18 protein-coding genes are annotated in these 17,399 nt (G+C 42.4%); 12 read left to right on the top strand and 6 right to left on the bottom strand.

Annotation, left to right across the window (positions count from 1 at the left end; genetic code table 11):
* Positions 1–76: 76 nt before the first annotated feature.
* The 4 genes from F0231_RS07185 to F0231_RS07170 are packed head-to-tail and all read left to right on the top strand — an operon-like array spanning position 77 to position 3,300.
* Entirely contained in the window at positions 77–751 is a 675-nt protein-coding gene (locus tag F0231_RS07185; RefSeq protein WP_171759035.1) for a response regulator transcription factor, read from the top strand.
* Complete coding sequence (locus F0231_RS07180; protein ID WP_171759034.1) at positions 751–2,022, top strand: HAMP domain-containing sensor histidine kinase; 1,272 nt, start codon at positions 751–753, stop codon at positions 2,020–2,022. Before F0231_RS07185 ends, F0231_RS07180 begins: the two co-directional genes overlap by 1 nt.
* Before the next feature lie 57 nt (positions 2,023–2,079).
* Positions 2,080–2,982 carry a 1-aminocyclopropane-1-carboxylate deaminase/D-cysteine desulfhydrase gene (locus F0231_RS07175; protein WP_171759033.1) on the top strand — a complete coding sequence of 301 codons (903 nt, stop codon included), beginning with the start codon at positions 2,080–2,082 and terminating at the stop codon, positions 2,980–2,982.
* 3 nt (positions 2,983–2,985) lie between these two features.
* Positions 2,986–3,300, top strand: a complete 315-nt coding sequence (locus F0231_RS07170; RefSeq protein ID WP_171759032.1) for a DUF1496 domain-containing protein — start codon at positions 2,986–2,988, stop codon at positions 3,298–3,300.
* Positions 3,301–3,353: 53 nt separating this feature from the next.
* Here F0231_RS07170 and F0231_RS07165 read toward each other — a convergent pair whose 3' ends face one another.
* Positions 3,354–4,472 carry a DUF1254 domain-containing protein gene (locus F0231_RS07165; protein ID WP_171759031.1) on the bottom strand — a complete coding sequence of 373 codons (1,119 nt, stop codon included), beginning with the start codon at positions 4,470–4,472 and terminating at the stop codon, positions 3,354–3,356.
* Positions 4,473–4,737: 265 nt separating this feature from the next.
* Between F0231_RS07165 and F0231_RS07160 the strand changes: the two genes are divergently transcribed.
* Positions 4,738–5,151, top strand: coding sequence for a VF530 family DNA-binding protein (locus F0231_RS07160; protein WP_171759030.1), 414 nt, complete (start codon positions 4,738–4,740; stop codon positions 5,149–5,151).
* A gap of 77 nt (positions 5,152–5,228) precedes the next feature.
* Here F0231_RS07160 and F0231_RS07155 read toward each other — a convergent pair whose 3' ends face one another.
* Both F0231_RS07155 and F0231_RS07150 read right to left on the bottom strand, forming a co-directional pair.
* Positions 5,229–6,356, bottom strand: a complete 1,128-nt coding sequence (locus F0231_RS07155; RefSeq protein WP_171759029.1) for an HNH endonuclease — start codon at positions 6,354–6,356, stop codon at positions 5,229–5,231.
* A 17-nt stretch (positions 6,357–6,373) separates the two neighbouring features.
* A complete protein-coding gene (locus F0231_RS07150) occupies positions 6,374–6,976 on the bottom strand; it encodes a bifunctional 2-polyprenyl-6-hydroxyphenol methylase/3-demethylubiquinol 3-O-methyltransferase UbiG (RefSeq protein WP_171759028.1) in 603 nt (200 codons plus the stop codon).
* Positions 6,977–7,194: 218 nt separating this feature from the next.
* On the opposite strand from F0231_RS07150, the gene F0231_RS07145 reads away from it, so the two are divergent.
* From F0231_RS07145 to F0231_RS07115, 7 genes are all read left to right on the top strand, one after another.
* Positions 7,195–8,166 carry a nuclease-related domain-containing protein gene (locus F0231_RS07145; RefSeq protein ID WP_171759027.1) on the top strand — a complete coding sequence of 324 codons (972 nt, stop codon included), beginning with the start codon at positions 7,195–7,197 and terminating at the stop codon, positions 8,164–8,166.
* A 345-nt stretch (positions 8,167–8,511) separates the two neighbouring features.
* Positions 8,512–9,261, top strand: a complete 750-nt coding sequence (locus F0231_RS07140) for a hypothetical protein (RefSeq protein ID WP_171759026.1) — start codon at positions 8,512–8,514, stop codon at positions 9,259–9,261.
* Between the two features lie 91 nt (positions 9,262–9,352).
* The gene (locus F0231_RS07135; protein ID WP_171759025.1) at positions 9,353–9,610 is read left to right on the top strand and encodes an AlpA family transcriptional regulator; all 258 of its coding nucleotides are present in this window, start codon (positions 9,353–9,355) and stop codon (positions 9,608–9,610) included.
* Positions 9,607–9,792 (top strand): AlpA family phage regulatory protein, encoded by a 186-nt coding sequence (locus F0231_RS21235; protein ID WP_171759024.1) that lies wholly within the window; start codon positions 9,607–9,609, stop codon positions 9,790–9,792. The genes F0231_RS07135 and F0231_RS21235 overlap by 4 nt, the downstream gene beginning before the upstream one ends.
* 25 nt (positions 9,793–9,817) lie before the next feature.
* On the top strand, positions 9,818–10,993 hold the full coding sequence (locus F0231_RS07125) for a hypothetical protein (protein WP_171759023.1): 1,176 nt from the start codon (positions 9,818–9,820) through the stop codon (positions 10,991–10,993).
* A gap of 157 nt (positions 10,994–11,150) precedes the next feature.
* Positions 11,151–11,726, top strand: coding sequence for an inovirus-type Gp2 protein (locus tag F0231_RS07120; protein ID WP_171759022.1), 576 nt, complete (start codon positions 11,151–11,153; stop codon positions 11,724–11,726).
* Positions 11,727–11,819: 93 nt separating this feature from the next.
* Positions 11,820–12,470: a hypothetical protein gene (locus tag F0231_RS07115; RefSeq protein ID WP_171759021.1), complete on the top strand. Its 651-nt coding sequence runs from the start codon at positions 11,820–11,822 to the stop codon at positions 12,468–12,470.
* 57 nt (positions 12,471–12,527) lie between these two features.
* Here F0231_RS07115 and F0231_RS07110 read toward each other — a convergent pair whose 3' ends face one another.
* The 3 genes from F0231_RS07110 to F0231_RS20940 all read right to left on the bottom strand — a co-directional run bounded on the left by F0231_RS07110 (position 12,528) and on the right by F0231_RS20940 (position 17,339).
* Complete coding sequence (locus tag F0231_RS07110; RefSeq protein ID WP_171759020.1) at positions 12,528–13,289, bottom strand: hypothetical protein; 762 nt, start codon at positions 13,287–13,289, stop codon at positions 12,528–12,530.
* Between the two features lie 163 nt (positions 13,290–13,452).
* Positions 13,453–14,637, bottom strand: a complete 1,185-nt coding sequence (locus F0231_RS07105) for an McrC family protein (RefSeq protein WP_253825745.1) — start codon at positions 14,635–14,637, stop codon at positions 13,453–13,455.
* Between the two features lie 191 nt (positions 14,638–14,828).
* Complete coding sequence (locus tag F0231_RS20940) at positions 14,829–17,339, bottom strand: McrB family protein (protein WP_253825744.1); 2,511 nt, start codon at positions 17,337–17,339, stop codon at positions 14,829–14,831.
* Positions 17,340–17,399: the final 60 nt, after the last annotated feature.

The following is a 17,399-nucleotide window of genomic DNA, read 5'->3' as shown; positions in this document are numbered from 1 at the left end:
CGTGAAAAGGTTGTTGTTCACGCTTTTTTCACGCTGGAGTTGGGATCATTAAGCGGTCGCCAATTGAGAGTATGTTATGAATAAAGTATTGCTGGTTGAAGATAACCGTGAAGTCGCGGGAATCCTCTTTGATTACTTCGAATGTGAAGGCATGGAGCTAGACTACGCCGACAACGGTGAGCTAGGACTTCAACTCGCTCTTGAAGGATCGTTTGACCTCATTTTGCTCGATTTGATGCTGCCTCGAATGGACGGTTTGACAGTATGTAATAAACTGCGCGAAGCTGGCGTGAATACTCCGGTACTGATGTTGACGGCGCTCGATAACCGTGAAGACATGCTCAAAGGATTTAAACATGGTGCAGATGACTATCTAACCAAACCATTCGATCTCGAGATCCTAGAGGTGCGAATCCAAGCCCTTATCAAACGTTATCGCGGTAAAGTTGCTAGCACGATTATCGAATTTTCCAGCTTAAAGATCGATCAAAAAACTCGCCAAGCCTATCGAGAAGATAAACCACTGGCTTTGAACCCGACCACTTACACCATACTCGAACTGCTGTGTCAAAAAGCGCCAGAAGTGGTGACAAGGCAAGAGATCTCTGAAAAATTATGGCAAGAGAGTGAACCAAATAATGATGTACTTCGCAGCCATATCTACCAGCTAAGGAATCAGCTCGATAAACCCTTTGCTGCACCGATGCTAACGACAATTCCGAAAATTGGTTTCCGCCTCGAGGACATCTAATGCTCAGCCGTTTTTTCACCAACACAAAGAGCTTGACGAGTCACCTTGCGATCTTTTTCGCAAGCGTTTCAATCGTTGTCGGGTTTGTCAGCTTTTGCATTTTCTATCTCGCTCTACAATGGTCTGAAGATAGAGTTGGTGAAAGGCGTATCCTCATCGACCGCGATGCCGCTGTGGAACGTTTTATCAATGGTGAAAATGGCGCTATTCAAATTGATGAGCTGACCGTTGCCTACAATGATATGAGCTTAGTGCCTAAGCAGTATCAAGAATTCCTCAGTGTTTACCCAACGTTCCTAGGTGAAGCAGGTGAAAGCTTCAACCCTCTGTCTCACATGATATTCAAAGGACAGTACACTCTGCACGGAGAGACCAAGGATATCATCCTGCTAACATTGATTGACCGTATCGAGTTTGGTGCTGATGAATTGCTCTACTCTGGCGCGATAGTGATTATGTTTGTGGCGACGTTAATGTTCTTGTTTGGCACCATTCTTTATCGTCTTTCAGTAAGGCTGATTGAACCGCTTAATGACATTACCGAGCAGCTCAACCAAGAATCAATTGACGTCGAGTTAGCCTTCTCTATCAAGCCTCAATCAGCAAAAGAGTTTCAGTTGCTCACTGACCAATTAAACCAATATCGAACCGAGCTGAATCAAACCTTAAAAAGAGAGCAAGCCTTTGCCCGCTATGCCAGTCATGAGCTGAGAACCCCACTTACCGTTGTCAAAGGTGCGAGTAAATTGCTTATGCGCTCGGAATACAACGAGTTCCAAGGCAGGCAGATTAAACGAATTGAAGATGCATCAGCAGAAATGATTACCATGGTCGACGCACTGCTCTCGATTGTTCGTTATGAGCGTAATGTCGAAGATACGCCCTTTAGACACGTTACTAGGCAAGAATTTGAATCTGTCATTGCTGCAAACTCTGTTCAGGCGGCAGACAAAAACCTTGATATCGAGTTTACCATTATCGACGAACCTTTAACTCGAGCGACGGAGCCGGTAATGAATATAGTGGTTGGCAACCTAATCCGAAATGCGATTGCCGCTACAGAGGCCGGAAAAATATCCGTCGATGTCACATCCAAACAGTTGACTATCATCGACGACGGGCCTGGGCTAAAAGATACCCCTAATTCTGAAGGCCACGGGTTAGGGCTATTGATTGTCGATGATCTATGCCAACGCTATGAGTGGCTTTTTAAACTCGAAAACCACCCAACAAGAGGCTGCATCGCCATGATAAAGTTTGATCCAACTTGATGCAGCTGTTTAGTAATCAGGTAAACTAATTGGCCTGATTCCAAGATCCAGAAATCGATGAAGCTTGCCAATACTCCTGTTACACAACACCTTTTTGATGATATTCCGTTCTTTTTAAAGCGGGATGATCAACTGCATAGTCACTTTAGCGGCAATAAAGCGCGCAAGTTTATGGCGCTCTTAGAGCAAGATCTGCCCTCAATTACCACGCTTATCTGTTATGGCAGCACGCAATCTAACTCGCTCTATTCACTCTCAGCTCTATGCGCAATCAAAGGCTGGAGCCTAGAATTTTATGTTGACCGAGTGCCTGATTGGCTCGCCTCTCGACCGATAGGTAACTACCGCGGGGCATTAGAACTAGGCGCCAAAATCATCCCTGTCGGCGAACATGGATTACACCCTCGTGACTATATCGAGCAAGTGAGGCAACCCGATTCGCACTGTATAGTACTGCCTGAAGGTGGGCGTTCCAACATGGCTAAAGAGGGCGTTAAACAACTTGCCAATGAAATCTTATCTTGGAGTCGATTTGAAGCGGGTCGTGAGTTTGTCGTCGCGCTACCTGCGGGCACTGGCACAACCTCTCTCTATCTGCATAAATTTTTAAAGCCTCATGGCATCGAAGTATTGACCTGCGCCTGTGTCGGAGGCAAAGAGTACCTTATTGAGCAGTTTAAAGAGTTAGGTGAAGAGGATTTCCCTCAGATTTTGGAACTTGAATCTAAACATCATTTCGGAAAGCTTTATCAAAGCGATTACCAGATATGGCAACAACTGCTTGAGCAAACGGGTATTGAATTCGATCTCCTTTACGACCCGATGATGTGGCAGTGTTTGCAGTCTTGGTACACACTCAATCAAGACAAGAGCATTATCTATGTTCATCAGGGTGGTATCTTGGGTAACGAGAGCATGCTGCCACGTTATGAACGCAAATATGGCGACTTTATGAGGTAAACAATGATTCGATATCTGCTGGGCTCCATCGCCCTGATTAGCACTGCTGTTTTTGCCAATACCATCACCACGCCAGGTAAGGCGGTTATCGGTATCAATGCTGCTGAAGTGGGAAAACGTGTCTGCTACTACCAAGATAAAGCCTATTCCGATGGTGCTATCTTACAAGTCGGCCCTCACTATATGATTTGTACCAATGCCAACGATTTTGAAACTAATGGCTCACTAAAGTGGGTTCAATTACAAAGCAGTGATGCCGCCTCTCAATCAGAATCTACTCAGCAATCCGAGTCAGTAAAGCGTTATTCTGTTAAATAAAAACCTTGTCTAAGCATACAAAAAGGAGAGACCTAAGCCTCTCCTTGGCGTTTCTAGCTGTTGTGCGGCAGCTCCACCCCTTTTGCGTATTCGACAATTTCATCATCTGAATGAGGTTTGTACATACGAAGGATGCCTGTCCAGTTTGGCTCTACATCAATATTGTTTACCGCTTTATCACCACAGTTAAAGTTCACCGTGTAAGAACCATCTTTATTTGGCTGCAGCTCACCCTCTCGACTTGATAGTGCAAATTTATCTTTGTGCACATACGCATCCGCGCCGTAAGTGGTAATCGAGAAGAATCCTTGCTCACCCAGAGGCGGCGCTTCAAAATTCATAGTCTGGCAAGTACCTGAACGGTCTTCTGCCAACAATACTTTGTAGAACGCATGTTCACTTGGTAAGCCACCAAATCCCATTGATGTTAATCCACGTGCATGGAACAGCTCAACGTCACGAGCTTCCAAGTTCTGAGATGCTTTAATCTTCTTACCTTCTGGAGCCCCCATCGCTTTGGTAAAGTCCAGTTTAAGTACATCTTCTTCTAGGCTAAGTCTGACATTCTCACGGTCATACTGGTCAAAGCCTTTTGACATATACGGCTGCCAAGAGTTAGCCGTACCCTTAATCAGATCCTGCTTTTTGTTCCCTTCAGCAACGTCTTTTGGTGAGTCTGACTTTACTTGTGTTCGCGCAATCACCCACACATGCTCTCCTGAGGTGAGCATATCCGGCGTGACCGTCACCTTGTTACGACCCTCTTCTGCATAAACCACTGCGACCGTTCGGTGGTTTTCATCAATCACTTGTAAGGTTTGGTATGTGTCTAGCACCGGAAGCTCAAACGTTACACCACCTTTAGTATCCCAGATGGATTTAGAGTAGAGCGTGTCTCTGTTTTGGCGCACCACCGTTTGAGTCTCCATGGTTAATAAAATTCGGTCATGGGTGAAGTGGTTAATGCCTGACTTAGCTTGCTGCTCAAAAAAGTACTTATCTGACTCCGCTGCGATAAAGTTATCTTTGGTCACACCAACCTCACCACTGTGTTCAAGTTGCAATGCCGTTGGCTTACCGCGTTTTGGTAAGTGTTCACCTAGGTCATGAGCGATTGCCGTAGTTGATACCATGCTGACTGCGAGTAGAGAAGCAAGAAGAGTACGTTTCATAAATTCACCTTATTTATCTTTGGATTGGCTGATTCGGTTGGCCCGTTTGAGCCGCTCCGTTTCGATGGATTTATAATATGAGTATCTCGGGCTCATTTCTGACTCTCAGTAGGCTCAAAAATAGACACAAAGCGGGATAATTAGGGAAAGCGGACGAACTCTGCTAGTATCCGCCCCTTGTAACGATTAGGGCTGAGAGCACCAGATGAACTTGCTTAAAAGCCACCCAACCACCAGCGAAGTAGATAGAAACTAGGCGCTTATTATGATGACTGATGAAGAAAGAATTGAACTGCAACAGAACAACCCGTTGCACGGTCTAAAGCTTGAAACCATGCTGCAAGAGCTGGTTGATTTCTATGGTTGGGAAATTCTCGATACCGCGATGCGCTTCAACTGTTTTAATACCAAGCCGTCGATTGCCAGCAGTGTTAAATATTTAAAGAAAACAGAATGGGCGCGTGAAAAGTTAGAGAACTTTTATCTTTATCGCTTTAAACGCATGCCTCGCGCGTCAGCTGAAGAGTATGACTTGCCACCTCGTGCGCGCACTTTCCCACATGGCCTAAAACCTAAAGAGCCGATGGAGCTTACCGTGGAGTCTATCTTGAAGTCTCAAGCAAAAGCAGCGTCTGCACATAAAGCACGCTCGTCACGCGGCCGAAACTTCCGCCGATAGTGAACCACATAGATTTGGAATGATAAAGAGCCAGGCAAGTGATGTCTGGCTCTTTTGTCGGATAACGTTGGACAAAGTTAGAACCCTTTAAACAGTACCCCACGATGGTAGTCAAGATAAGGTTTATTCTCTCGTCTGATGTTAAACGACATCCCTTCCCTAAGGCCAAGAACATCAGGCGCTTCTAGGTATTTTGAAATCATCACTTTACCCCTATCATCAAAGGATATAAATCCGAGGTCGAACGCTTTGTCCAAGTTGGCAACAAGCAGCAATCCATTGTATCTATCCAGCCTCTCTTCATTGTTCGAGTCACGCCAAGGCTTAATATGTGAAGCAACCAACAATTGCGTATTTCGATAGCCCGTCACCGCACAACTCCCCCACATATCCAAAAGTTTGGAACGAAACTGACCTTGACCCATCCGCGTGTTAACTAGAATCGTTTTCTCGGTTTGAGTTAGTTTTTTATCTTCCATAACATGACGAACATCTGCATTGACATCAATTTGAGAAAGGTCGAGTAAAAACTCATGGTAGTGATTTAGCGCTTCACTATACTTTCCGCTACCACGCGAATCCTCGATCTTAAACTCATCCAACTGCCTGACCCGCTCTTCATAACGAATAAACTGCTTATAAGATTTAACCTCGGTAAGTGGCTGTTCGAGTTCACCTACATCTGCAAGCCAATTAGAGACAGAACCACGGATTGCTCCCACGTAATTCTTTGCTGTTTTGTCTGACTTACCAATATCGAGCAGCCATCGGCGGAACAATGATGGAAGGTCAGCGAAATTCGACACAAGCGCGTCTTTCAACTCATTTGAAACAATAGCACTATTCATATAGTCGAACAGTTCTTGGTCTAAATAGGCATACTCTATGGCTTTCGCTGAATACCTTTTGATGCTTGTTTCATCGTAACCGGCGTGATAACTCAAGTGCCAAAAGCCTTCGCTTTTTAAATAAAAGAACGGATTTTCGGGCGTGTTGCGATCATTGCCTTGCGCATAGTTTTCCAAATGATGCGCGAAGCGAGCTTTCAAAGGTTGGCTGAACTCAATTTTATTAGTAACAATATGACCCGCTTGAATTAAGTCCATTACAGTGAGCAGCATACACACCTTGTGAGGGCTTTTCTTTCCGCCGGAACTGTTCATATTTAGGTTCTGAAACTTTTCAACATAAAACTCTAGAGACACTGCTTACTTCCTATTGCTCATCTGTGTTGATATTTTTCTAATACCACTGTTTGCCAAGTCAATCCTGTCCGAGATAGCCCATCTTCAGTATCTTCAACGTGGCAGATCAATAACCCTAATCGCTGCGCAAGTTGTTCTACTTCCGCAAGAGAAACGCCATAACTTGTGCGGCCATCTCCGAAGGCACCGTGACGTAGAGTAATGACTATTCTTCCACCTTCAGCTAACCGCTCCACTAAAGAGCAAAGAGACTGATAACGTTTAGGAACAGGAATATGCATCCACACCGCTGATACAAGAATCAGATCGAAGTTATGGGACAAAGCGTCTGGGTTACTAAGGTCTGGTAGCTGGGCATCAACCCAATGAACTGTGGCCGAAGTACGCTGTTGACCTAACTGACGAAAAACTGCCGAAGGCTCAATAGCGACGACCTTACAACCATGTGAGTCGAACCACTGAGCGTCTCGCCCTGAGCCTGCCCCGACATCCAACACTCGACTACCAGATAACGGCCAATATGAACGCCAACTGTCGTGTACGGATTCAAAATCAACGGAGTCATATTGCTCAGCCAATTGAGCCGCATTTTCGTCGTAAAAAGAGACGTTTACATCCATGCCTAAAACCCTAAAGTTTATCTAAAGGTATGATAACCATCTTGATTGCATATGGCGATAAGGCATTAGAAAAGAATGAGTTATTGTGATGCAATCCTTCACATCTATGGCTGTCTATTTTTACTCTGCATCACAAAGTAAACATACTCTACGCCATCTTGCTCCTAAAAAGATAAGAGCGTGATAGCATAAAGAGAAAACAAAAAAAGGCTAGGACAATGATAGTTAAAGACAAAGATCTTTCGACATCAACCAATTACAAAAGGCAGCTGGGCGATAAAGTAGAGAGTGATGTTGCTTTTTATTTGAAACGTCAATTTTCAGATCGAAGCGATGTTCTTGTTTTCAATGATATAAGAATCCAACACAACAACGAGTTTGCTCAAATAGATCACTTAATTGTCTACAACAAAGGTTTTATTCTCATAGAGTCAAAATCTATAAAAGGCACAGTGAAGATCAATAAGCAATTAGAATGGCAAAGAACGGTACGAGGTCGCTGGATTGGTATGCCATCGCCAATTACCCAAGCAGAGCTGCAAGCTAAACTACTTAAACAGTTATTGAACGAGAATGCAGAATCACTACTGGCTAAGGTGCTTGTCGTAGTTCTTCAAGGATATTTTGGCGGTCGCTGCTGGGACGTATTATGTGCTGCATCCAACGATGCGATTATTGATCGTACTCATATCCCACCTAAACTCTCTCCACAAATAGTTAAAGCGGAAATAATTGGTAATCGAGTCAAAGAGATCATTTCTTGTAATAGCCATATTTTAAAACCAAACCCTTCTTTCAGCTCATCGGAACTGATGAACATCAAGTACTTCTTGCTTGGAGCCCATAAGCCATTATCTCTTCACCAAAAACAAAGCAACGACAAGCTAGAAGAAAGTACTAATAATTCAGAGAGAGTACTGACTGAGGGAACTCAATATTCTAACACAGCAAAGGTTTCGTCATGGTTTCAATGTAAGAAGTGTCAGAGTAAAAATACCCTGCCTAAATACGGTAAATATGGCTACTACGTTACTTGCTCAGATTGCGATACAAACACTTCGATGGCTCATGCTTGCGCTATTTGTGGTGACAAAAAGACTCGAGTTTCCAAACGTAAAGATGTTTATACCGTCAACTGTAAGTGTGGTGCACAGTCGCCGTTTCACTATACTCACTCGGAGCAGCATTGATTAAAGTAACTTGAACGAAAAAGCCCCAGCATTTCTGCTGGGGCTTTAGAATGTGGCGGTGAGTGAGAGGTCCCACTTAGCAATTTAAGACAATGATTTAAAAGGAAAATCTCAATGTGAAAAATCCAAAGTATTACATCGCGTATTACTAGTAACAAATTACTATTTTTACGAGCTATCACACATATTATTGTCGACCAATTTGCCAATTTTCAGCTTATCAACTAGCACCCAAATTTAGAATAAAATCGAGGTGCCTCGCAATAGCCTGCGAAACCCCAAATTGCCATTTTTACTTCGCACAGAATCTACATTCATTGTACTAAAAAACTCGCGAGGCTAAACGTGGAATTTAAGACTGTAAGCAATCGATATTTGACGTCTCCTAATGGAAAAGTATCCCATGGTGACCTTGAGCTTACCTTTCCAGTAGATATTGAATCTACGCTTGATAGTTTCATTAAAGATACTAAGAAGTATATGTCGATTCCAATTGATCCTAAACAGCTATCGCCAGAGCTCAGAAAAGAGGTCTCTGATATGAGCATGCAATTGACTGAGGTACTGGAGCAAACTATAGCTGAGAATAATATTGTTATTGACCTGAACTGCGCACAAGAAACAGAAGACGGTTCTCTGCTGCTAATCGAACACGCTCTATACCTGCTCGCTTTAGAAAGGGATTGTGCGCAACTCTATTTCGCATCCGCAATAATGACGTCCTTGAGAGACCTATGCCTAATTGAACAAGGCGTTCTACCGATAGCCTCCCAAAGCAGCGTCTATCTTGCTTACAAGGAGTTTTGCATATGCTTTACGATTGCCATTATGGAACCTAAGTATAAACATGGCGAGTCGAGTGTTAATTCTACTTCCACTGGTGGCCGAGCAAGCCCTTATGAACCTTGGTACGAAACCTATATACGTCCACTAATAAAACAACATCTCACTTCATCTAAAAAGAAATCGATATTCAAGCTAGCAGAAGAGATCCAAATTACGTTACGTGAAAAAACAGATTGCAGACCTGCTCAATACGAAAACCTATCTCGAAAAACGGTAGCCCGCTGGATCAAAACTGAAAATGGGTCATAACTAGTTGTGTCCCTGACAAGTACTCCAAAACGCTTTTTAATTGCTCCTGAAGCCGCTTGATAGTCAACGGCACTATTTGGGAACAATAAAGATGAATCACTCTACACCTGCACGAATCATTCGTAAGTCTGAAGTTCTAGAACGCCTACAAATCAGTAAATCGACGCTATATCGCCAAATCACAATGGGGACGTTTGTTCCGCCTATTTCATTAGGTGCGAGAGCGGTTGGTTTTATTGAGCACGAAGTTCAGGCCATCATCGATGCACGAGTACAAGCCAAACCCATCAAGGAAGTCGTAGCAACTTTGATAGCCCGCCGTGAAGAACGAGCGTCGTTAAAACAATGAGGCTCTTCACTGTAAAGCAAGTATGCGCGCAGCTTGGAGGGATTAGTTATACAACCTTAACCAAGCTGCGAAGAACATCAGACTTCCCAAAGCCAGTGATGGTAAACAACAACCGCCCTCGCTGGCGAACGGAAGATATCGATACTTGGGTCTATCTGAAAACACAACAATGGGAGCTTTAGGTTCCCTGCTCCTCGGGATTCCGCCATGAACTTCAACCAAAAACTGCGCCTTGCTTTCTACAAGCACAAGTTGAAGCTGGGCCATCGAGAGATCGCCCAACTAGAAAGAATAAGTCCTTCAACCGTTTCTAGGTCTTTACAAAAGCATGATGCTGAAGCACTTAAGACTCCGCCACCTACCCTCACTGTTTTTCGACTCAAGAAGCTATCAATTACTCCAGAGGATCAAAGCTCGCATAAAACGGCTCTGATTGTTGGAACAGTGAATCACCTAACTGGGTACACTTCCCTCAGAGCAGCTTACCTCAATGACCGTAAAGGGCTCTATGAAGCAATAGCTGATTGCCTAATTGCTGGTGGCATTGGTAAAGGGTCAAACATTGATACAAGCAAATGGCTCTCAAACAAAGTAGCGAAAGAGCAGCACCCAATCTTATTGGATTTAGTGTCCCAACTAGAGGGGAAAGAAACTCAAACTACGTATGAATCTCTCTTTGTAAACGCCCGAATTAAATCTCTAAAAGCCGCTATTCGAGGTAAATGGACTTGTTTTACAACTCTTCACAACCTAAACCAAGAGTTAGCGAAACTGGAAAGTGACACTAACCAACGATGGCTAACAGCTAGTTTGTCTCATTGTGATGCTCAGTTCTTAGGATTTCCATCAGACAACAAACCTATCAAGCGTTATCACTTTATCGATCATGTACAGAGGGTCGTTTACGCAGATTGCCACATAGAGTATGACCATAACTACTACTCAGTCCCTCATGTCTATGTTGGTCACCAGTTAAACGTAACAGCCAGCGATAAGCACATAGAAATTGCACTCAGTCACGAAATGAAGGTAAGCCACCAGCGCAGCAACAAGTCTTTTGTGTACTTAACTAAACCGCAGCACTTGTCTTCCAATCATATTGGGTTCAGCACTAACCAAGTTCGACTGCAATCGCGTGCCAATGCCATAGGTAAGTACGTCGGTTTGGTAACCAAAAACCTGTTCCTAAAATGCCAATACCCAGAACATGCCTATCGAGGTATCGGGAGGCTATTGCGAATAGCCCCCTCAAGCAAGTCTTCACTAAACAGCGCATGTAAGCTGGCGTTCGAGAGAGAGAATATCGACATTCGCTTCATAGAGAGGCTAGTAAAACGTACTGATCCGTTACGGGACTCAAAACAGATTAAAAAGCAGATTTAATCGAACCAGTTGAGACAATTAGAAACCCAGTGAGCCCACCTGATGCTTCTGAGAGACAAAAACACAAATTAACTTTTCTATAAACTGAAGTTTATTCAATAAATTCATACAGATAAGAAATCCACAAGTCGTAATTTAAAAGGAAATAAATATATCTATGACTCGCCCACCACGCTTAATCACATCGTCTGTATTTGAACGCAAAGGAACTGGTTTTGATGTAAACGCCAATCGAAGCCAACCATTAAACTTCGCACACATGGAGAAAGTAGTTAGTGCAATGGAAACTGGTAGGAAATTCTATTCCAAGCTCACTTTTCTTTGCTTCACCCTTCATTGCAGTCAGTACTCTGAGGACAACACGGTTTTGACCGAAGCTCTGCAACAACTTAAAGGACAACTCGATAATCACTACCAACCCAACGTATGGGTTAATCACCTATGGTGTCGGGAGCAAGACAAAGCGAGCGCTCAGCATTATCACTTAGTCATCATTCTCAATGGGCAGAAGGCTTCTAAGGGTCACCGTACTTTTAGTGATCTAGTAGAAATATGGCGTGAATTTGGCCAGGCAAAAGTAACCCTCAACCAGACTCACCATCTAAAGCGAGCCGATGATAAGACGTATAGGCAGATTATTTACCACCTATCCTATATGGCAAAGATGAGATCTAAGAGGGACGTGACTAAAGGTTGCAGAGATTTTGTTGTGGGACGTATTAAGACACCTTGAAAACATCGGCCACTCAGTTTTTGAACCTGCATTTGATGCGTAGTGAGTCGGCCAATAAGCTGGCTGAAATTTTCAATGAATGAGCCCTGAATTATGTCTAGAACCCCATCGTTAGACTGGGAACAAGCCAAAATTGAGTATGTCGAAGCACTCAAAACAACAGGGATTGGACTTAGGGCTTGGTGCGAACTCAAAGGCATCAACTACAATTCAGCAAGACGTAACATCAACCAGAAACAGGCGAAAATTATGGCTAAGCTGGTGGATAATGATCAATTATGCGCACCTGCGAAACCAGCACCTACACCCGATTGTGCCAAGAACACGAATGCCCGCAGTCACGGTGGCTACTCTGAGTTTTTGAGCAAAGAGCTTTTCACTTGCGCCTCTCAAATTCAATCTTTAGATTCAGAATTACTGTATGCCCGAGCAAGGCTTATAAGTGTTTCGCAAAAGTGGGCCGAGCAAGAGCAAATTATCCAGAATGAAACCGATAGCAAGACCAAACACAAGCTCGAACAAAATCAGCTAAAACTCACCGATGTTGAGGATAGATTGATAGCTCGCATTGAGTCTCTAACCTCTACACTGACTAGACTAGAACGCCACCAGCTTGCACTCAAGAAAGACAAGCTGCAAATTAAGCTCATGGAAGTAACTCTCGATGAGCGTAAACGAGGTGATGGACCAGAAGTGGTGTTTAACGTGAATTTTGCGGGACGAAGAGAGGCACAAATGAGTTAACTTGTTTGTGCCCATGGAGATGACAATTATTATTGCACACCGCCATTTTCATAATGGCTAGTCTTGTGTTGACCTTTGTTCACCATTAGGTTCTTCTTTTTTCCCAAGGCGTGAATCGAGTGAGTTCAATAGATGACCAAATTCTTCGAGTGCTTCATTAAAAATTGGTTTAGCAAAGGCCCAAAGAATAAACTTAAAGTACACAATTAAAAAAAGTACAATTACATAAAAAGACGCAATGTTTCCTAGCGCAATAACTTTCAGCAATTCACCAAATACAGGAATACTCAAGTAAGGGCTCTTAAATTGTGCTCTTTTGGGTTTATTTACCTGAAAATCAAGTTTTAGACTTTCAAGCTCATATCGATAATCAAAAAGACTGCCGCTATTGAAATTCGGCATACGTATGGAGTTTATACTTATTATTTCATCTGCATCATTATTAAAAGTCCTAATACGTTTAGTAATTTCATTTGTATCAAGATAAGAGCATTCATTGTTACTATTGTTACTATTGTTACTATTGTTACTATTGTTACTATTGTTACTATTGTTACTATTGTTACTAGATAAACATATATCAATAGCTTTGAGGCCTCGTTCGATTTCGACTAGGGCAAAAGAGTAGGTTTCATTTATATCCTTAAAGTTAGACTCTTTAGCAGATATATCCTTATAACCACAGATCGAAACGGCAAGAATAATGAGTGTGAGAATTACTACAAAACACAAAGTATGCTGTCTCTTTTCACCTCCAACTTTGCCAATTTTTGTAAACTTATCGCCTAAGCTGCCCATATCTTTAAGCTGATCAATCACAATAACTCCTTTTTAAAAACAAGAAAAACTACTGAACCAATACGTAACCTGAACTTCGCCTCTAGCTTTTCAAATCTATTAACCACTCTATGTACAAATTCTCGTCAGCTACCTAATAAGAATTGTTCGAAACACAACTTACGACCGTCACTAGCGATATCTTTCATTGCCTAACCCGTCGAAGAAACAAGCTTCTCTGATTCACTATTGAATCAGGTTCTTCAGGCCAGATGACCTTACTTTCTGTATCGAGTCCAACTTCAAACGGAACCACCCAAAGCTTGAGCTTGCTATCAAAATCAAAACTATATTGAATTGATTTATTAAACCCATCATGAGCAGGGTAAATTAGAAACAGCTCTCCGTCTCCATCCAGATATTTATGCCCATAAGCAAACATTTGATAAAAGTCTGCTTGAGACAAACCATACTTATCACTTCCGTTACACTTGCTGCTGTCTAAAAGCTTCCACTTAGTATCTAGTACACAAGCTGCCACCGAATTTTGGCGTAACTCAATAACTAAGTCCGGCTTTAAGCGAAACCAGTTTTGATCATTGTGCTCGACAAGAGACTCTGCCTTAACTTGAGTTCTAAGCTGATGGTCGGTACAAAGCTGTTCACCAAGGGTTTTGGCTACATAGTCTTCAAATACTCGCTCCATAGGAAACAAAAGCGAAAACGCATTTTGATTTCCTTTCATGGTTTGCGGCGAGAAGCCCTCTAAAATGAGCAGACACCAATCTAACGGGACTTGATAGTACCCCATCCCTCGAACAAGCTTTACTTTCGAAAAATCAACTTTGTAGTCTCGGCTCTCAGGCACCTCATGAAATACAAATTCAAGCTCTTGTAGCAACTTCTGGTTGGCTGCACTTCGAGTATAGTTTTTTACTTTTCTTAGGGCGCTATGAATCAATCGGTTAACGGGGTGATCAAGTAAGAACTCATCATACTCACAGTAAAATTTATGTTTATTAACGAAGTTATGTCTGACTTGTTTACCTACATTGAGTTTTCCTTTTAGGAACCCCAAGTTGTCTTCCCTGCACACATAGTCACTTCTTAGGCCTCGTTTCACAAGCGTATTTACCGATTGCAAAAATTGACCAATGAACACCTCGAACAAAGGCATTCTTTGACGATCAATATTCGCGTTTGACGTTTGGATGTGCGAAAAACCCTTCAAAGCACGTAACATAGTGAGTAATGTCTGGCGTGCTCTAACACAATCACTTTCATTGCACTCACCATTAAAACCTTTGCCAATTTTGGGTAATACTTCAATTTGTGTTTTATCAGGAGTGAATATAACTCCCGCGTAATTTTGAACTTGAAGCACTTCCATTCCACCGCGACTACGCAACTGAAGTAAACTGCTTTCGCGTTCATTACTCAAGCAAAGCTGTTTAAGATATTCATAAGCTGATTTGGAAATGACTTGAATGTGTGACGTTGTGTCTTGCCCTTGCACAACGTCTTCACTGACTAAACAGTCATATTCAAAGAGAGTTATCTCTTGCTTGGCGTTCACGCAGCTCACTCACTCTCTTTAGCATAGATGGCTTTGTAAGCCTGAGGGTTATCCCAAACAGAGCCTTTGCTAAACGGCTTAATTGAATAAGTAACCTTACGATCTTCATACAGCTCTAACCCATGGTCTGTGCCAAATAAATCAGTGTAAGAGTCTTCCGTCTTTTGTAGAAAATGCAAAGATTCATCTTGTTTCAAGCTGTCACCAAGGACCAACCGAATCTTGTTCCAATCCTCGTAAAAGTACTCTTCAAGTAGAGGGATGATCTTGTTCTTAAATGCTGACTGCAGTTCGACAAACGCTTTGTCTTCACTGGTTTCATTAAATACAGGGAACAAGAATGCATGACCCAGTGTATGCTCGCGGTCATAAAGCACTTCAATTCGCTTGTTCAGCGTTTCGAGTAGTCTGGATAAATTAATGCCTTTAACTGTGTTGTTAGCAAAAAGCTCTGGTTTTGGCGTCATCTCTTTAAAGTCGAAACGACGACGTAATGCCGTATCCATCATCGCAAGCGAACGGTCTGCAGTATTCATTGTGCCTATAATGTACAAATTGTCTGGCACTGAAAACTTGTCACCAGAGTAAGGCAATATCACCTCCAACTCTTCTTTAGCCCCTTTACGTTTCGATGGTTCAACCAGAGTAATCAATTCACCAAAAATCTTAGAAAGATTACCTCGGTTGATTTCATCAATAATAAGGACATAAGTATCTTGTTGAGTAAGCCCATCGTCTCTTTCCTTCATCGTCGGTAACAATGAAGTAAACATGCTTGCATAGCCAGTGACAAAGTACGTTTCGATATCGTTTTCAAAACCTGATAACCAATTTTTCTTTTCGTCTTCTACAGAAAAGAGACCTTGTTTATAGTAGCCGTAAACCTGTTCTACCAGCCTACGAGAAAGAGGAAGCTTGTTACCATTCTGCTTCCTAAAGGTGATTAGCTCTGATGTGATCTCTGTTAGTTCAAAGCTTTTAAACTGGTCTCCAACTTTCAGTAATGCGCTACTTTGTACAGCTGCTTCATGACAGATTCTTTTAAAAATGCCATCTTTCGTATAATAAGATATCTGCCCATCATTAGTTTTCGCACTGAGCCCTTCAACAAACTCTTCATAACCATAGCTTTGATGGAATGTAACAAAACGAATCCGTCCAGTGTCAGTCAACGCTTGGTACTTTTCCGTTAATGCGATTCTTTGTTCATTTGAAGCGCCAACTTTTGCATCAATGCCTAAACTAGCGTAAAAATCAGGTTCTGCGGCTTGAACAGCGGCTTCAATCGTATGATAGGTTTTACCTGTCCCTGGTGGACCATAAAGGATTTGGTTTAAAGGTACATTCATTCGTTTTTCACCATAGTTAGAAGCTGGTTCTCGTACTTCAGACGTTTCACTTGAAGGGATTTCTGTTAAAGATTCATAGATATACCAAAGCGTCACGTTAATCGCGTCTTTATCCATTACATTTGCCAAGATGGGCTGTATCTTTCTCAGTAGTTCTCGGTTTAATTCATACCAATTAAGAGCACTTGGGTTACGAAGCTTGAGCTGAAATTTGACATCTAAATATTGATACACTTTTCTTAAAGCATCTTCAGCGACGATGGTGGAAAGTTTTGTAGGGTATAAAGAGGCAAACACTCGGTTAGTCGTTGCCCAGTATCGGCGAGAAATCTTCCCTTCATCCGCTAAACGATTGAGCAAGTCGACCGACTGGTTATAACGTTCAGGTGAAGTAGCTTGAGTAAGACGTTGCGTGAACTCAATTAAATCAAGTTCTGACTTACGATAATCATCACCGCTCATTATTCCATTTTTTATTGAGGCGACCCAAGTTGATGCTTTCGTCCACAATTCTTTAATCGCTAATTCAGTCGACGCTTTCTCTTCAACTGACAGTTTGTTATAGGCACGATACTCTCGGATCCATTCCCCACTATTTCCTTCACGACTTTCAAATACTTGCGTAAAGTATTCTTCGATAGACTCTGTGGTTAATTTAGCTGTTCCCTGAACACCGCTTAACCACTTATCAATCAACTGTTCTAAAACACTCTCAATGTCAGAGCGATTCATTTTTACCCAAAAATATTTGGGTGTTGGCTGTTCTCTTTCATCGAAATAGACCCCTAGCTGCTGCGCTAAAGACTCCAGTTCATTTGTAGTAGACAACCACTTAGCATTTGAGCTTAAAGCAGAGCTCACTTTTTCAGGGTTAAGCCGTGTACCTGCAAACTCAAACTCTTGCTTAGTGCCATTAAAGCCACCGATAACTGTATTGCGAACGGAACTACCTGAAACCTCAAGCTTAAAGAGTAAACAATCTCGATTACCGGAATACGGCGTTAAATGAAAACGTGCTGCAAACTCAACAAATTTGCGTAGGCTCGGTTGATGCTGCCACGTTTCAATCAAACTAGTCAGCTTCGGATCATCAAACCTTACATCAGTGGTTTCTAAAAACTCTTCAGTGTAACCACACTCGATCAAATACTGCTTAATTACATTCATTTCTAATTTTTCTTATTGTGTTTAGCCTACTTTAAAAGGCCTTAATTGATTTCAATGACG

The sequence above is a fragment of the Vibrio sp. RE86 genome, from assembly GCF_013114545.1.
Lineage (GTDB): Bacteria > Pseudomonadota > Gammaproteobacteria > Enterobacterales > Vibrionaceae > Vibrio.
Note: the sequence above shows the minus strand (reverse complement) of the source record. Positions and strands in the feature narration are given on the sequence as shown.

Excerpts from the sequence above, each read along its gene's own strand:
- F0231_RS07185 (WP_171759035.1), top strand. The coding sequence starts at position 77 with ATGAATAAAGTATTGCTGGTTGAAGATAACCGTGAAGTCGCGGGAATC.
- F0231_RS07105 (WP_253825745.1), bottom strand. The coding sequence starts at position 14,637 with ATGGAAGTGCTTCAAGTTCAAAATTACGCGGGAGTTATATTCACTCCT.
- F0231_RS07145 (WP_171759027.1), top strand. The coding sequence starts at position 7,195 with ATGATAGTTAAAGACAAAGATCTTTCGACATCAACCAATTACAAAAGG.
- F0231_RS07165 (WP_171759031.1), bottom strand. The coding sequence starts at position 4,472 with ATGAAACGTACTCTTCTTGCTTCTCTACTCGCAGTCAGCATGGTATCA.
- F0231_RS20940 (WP_253825744.1), bottom strand. The coding sequence starts at position 17,339 with ATGAATGTAATTAAGCAGTATTTGATCGAGTGTGGTTACACTGAAGAG.
- F0231_RS07175 (WP_171759033.1), top strand. The coding sequence starts at position 2,080 with ATGAAGCTTGCCAATACTCCTGTTACACAACACCTTTTTGATGATATT.
- F0231_RS07160 (WP_171759030.1), top strand. The coding sequence starts at position 4,738 with ATGATGACTGATGAAGAAAGAATTGAACTGCAACAGAACAACCCGTTG.
- F0231_RS07125 (WP_171759023.1), top strand. The coding sequence starts at position 9,818 with ATGAACTTCAACCAAAAACTGCGCCTTGCTTTCTACAAGCACAAGTTG.
- F0231_RS07120 (WP_171759022.1), top strand. The coding sequence starts at position 11,151 with ATGACTCGCCCACCACGCTTAATCACATCGTCTGTATTTGAACGCAAA.
- F0231_RS07170 (WP_171759032.1), top strand. The coding sequence starts at position 2,986 with ATGATTCGATATCTGCTGGGCTCCATCGCCCTGATTAGCACTGCTGTT.
- F0231_RS21235 (WP_171759024.1), top strand. The coding sequence starts at position 9,607 with ATGAGGCTCTTCACTGTAAAGCAAGTATGCGCGCAGCTTGGAGGGATT.
- F0231_RS07150 (WP_171759028.1), bottom strand. The coding sequence starts at position 6,976 with ATGGATGTAAACGTCTCTTTTTACGACGAAAATGCGGCTCAATTGGCT.
- F0231_RS07180 (WP_171759034.1), top strand. The coding sequence starts at position 751 with ATGCTCAGCCGTTTTTTCACCAACACAAAGAGCTTGACGAGTCACCTT.
- F0231_RS07135 (WP_171759025.1), top strand. The coding sequence starts at position 9,353 with ATGAATCACTCTACACCTGCACGAATCATTCGTAAGTCTGAAGTTCTA.
- F0231_RS07115 (WP_171759021.1), top strand. The coding sequence starts at position 11,820 with ATGTCTAGAACCCCATCGTTAGACTGGGAACAAGCCAAAATTGAGTAT.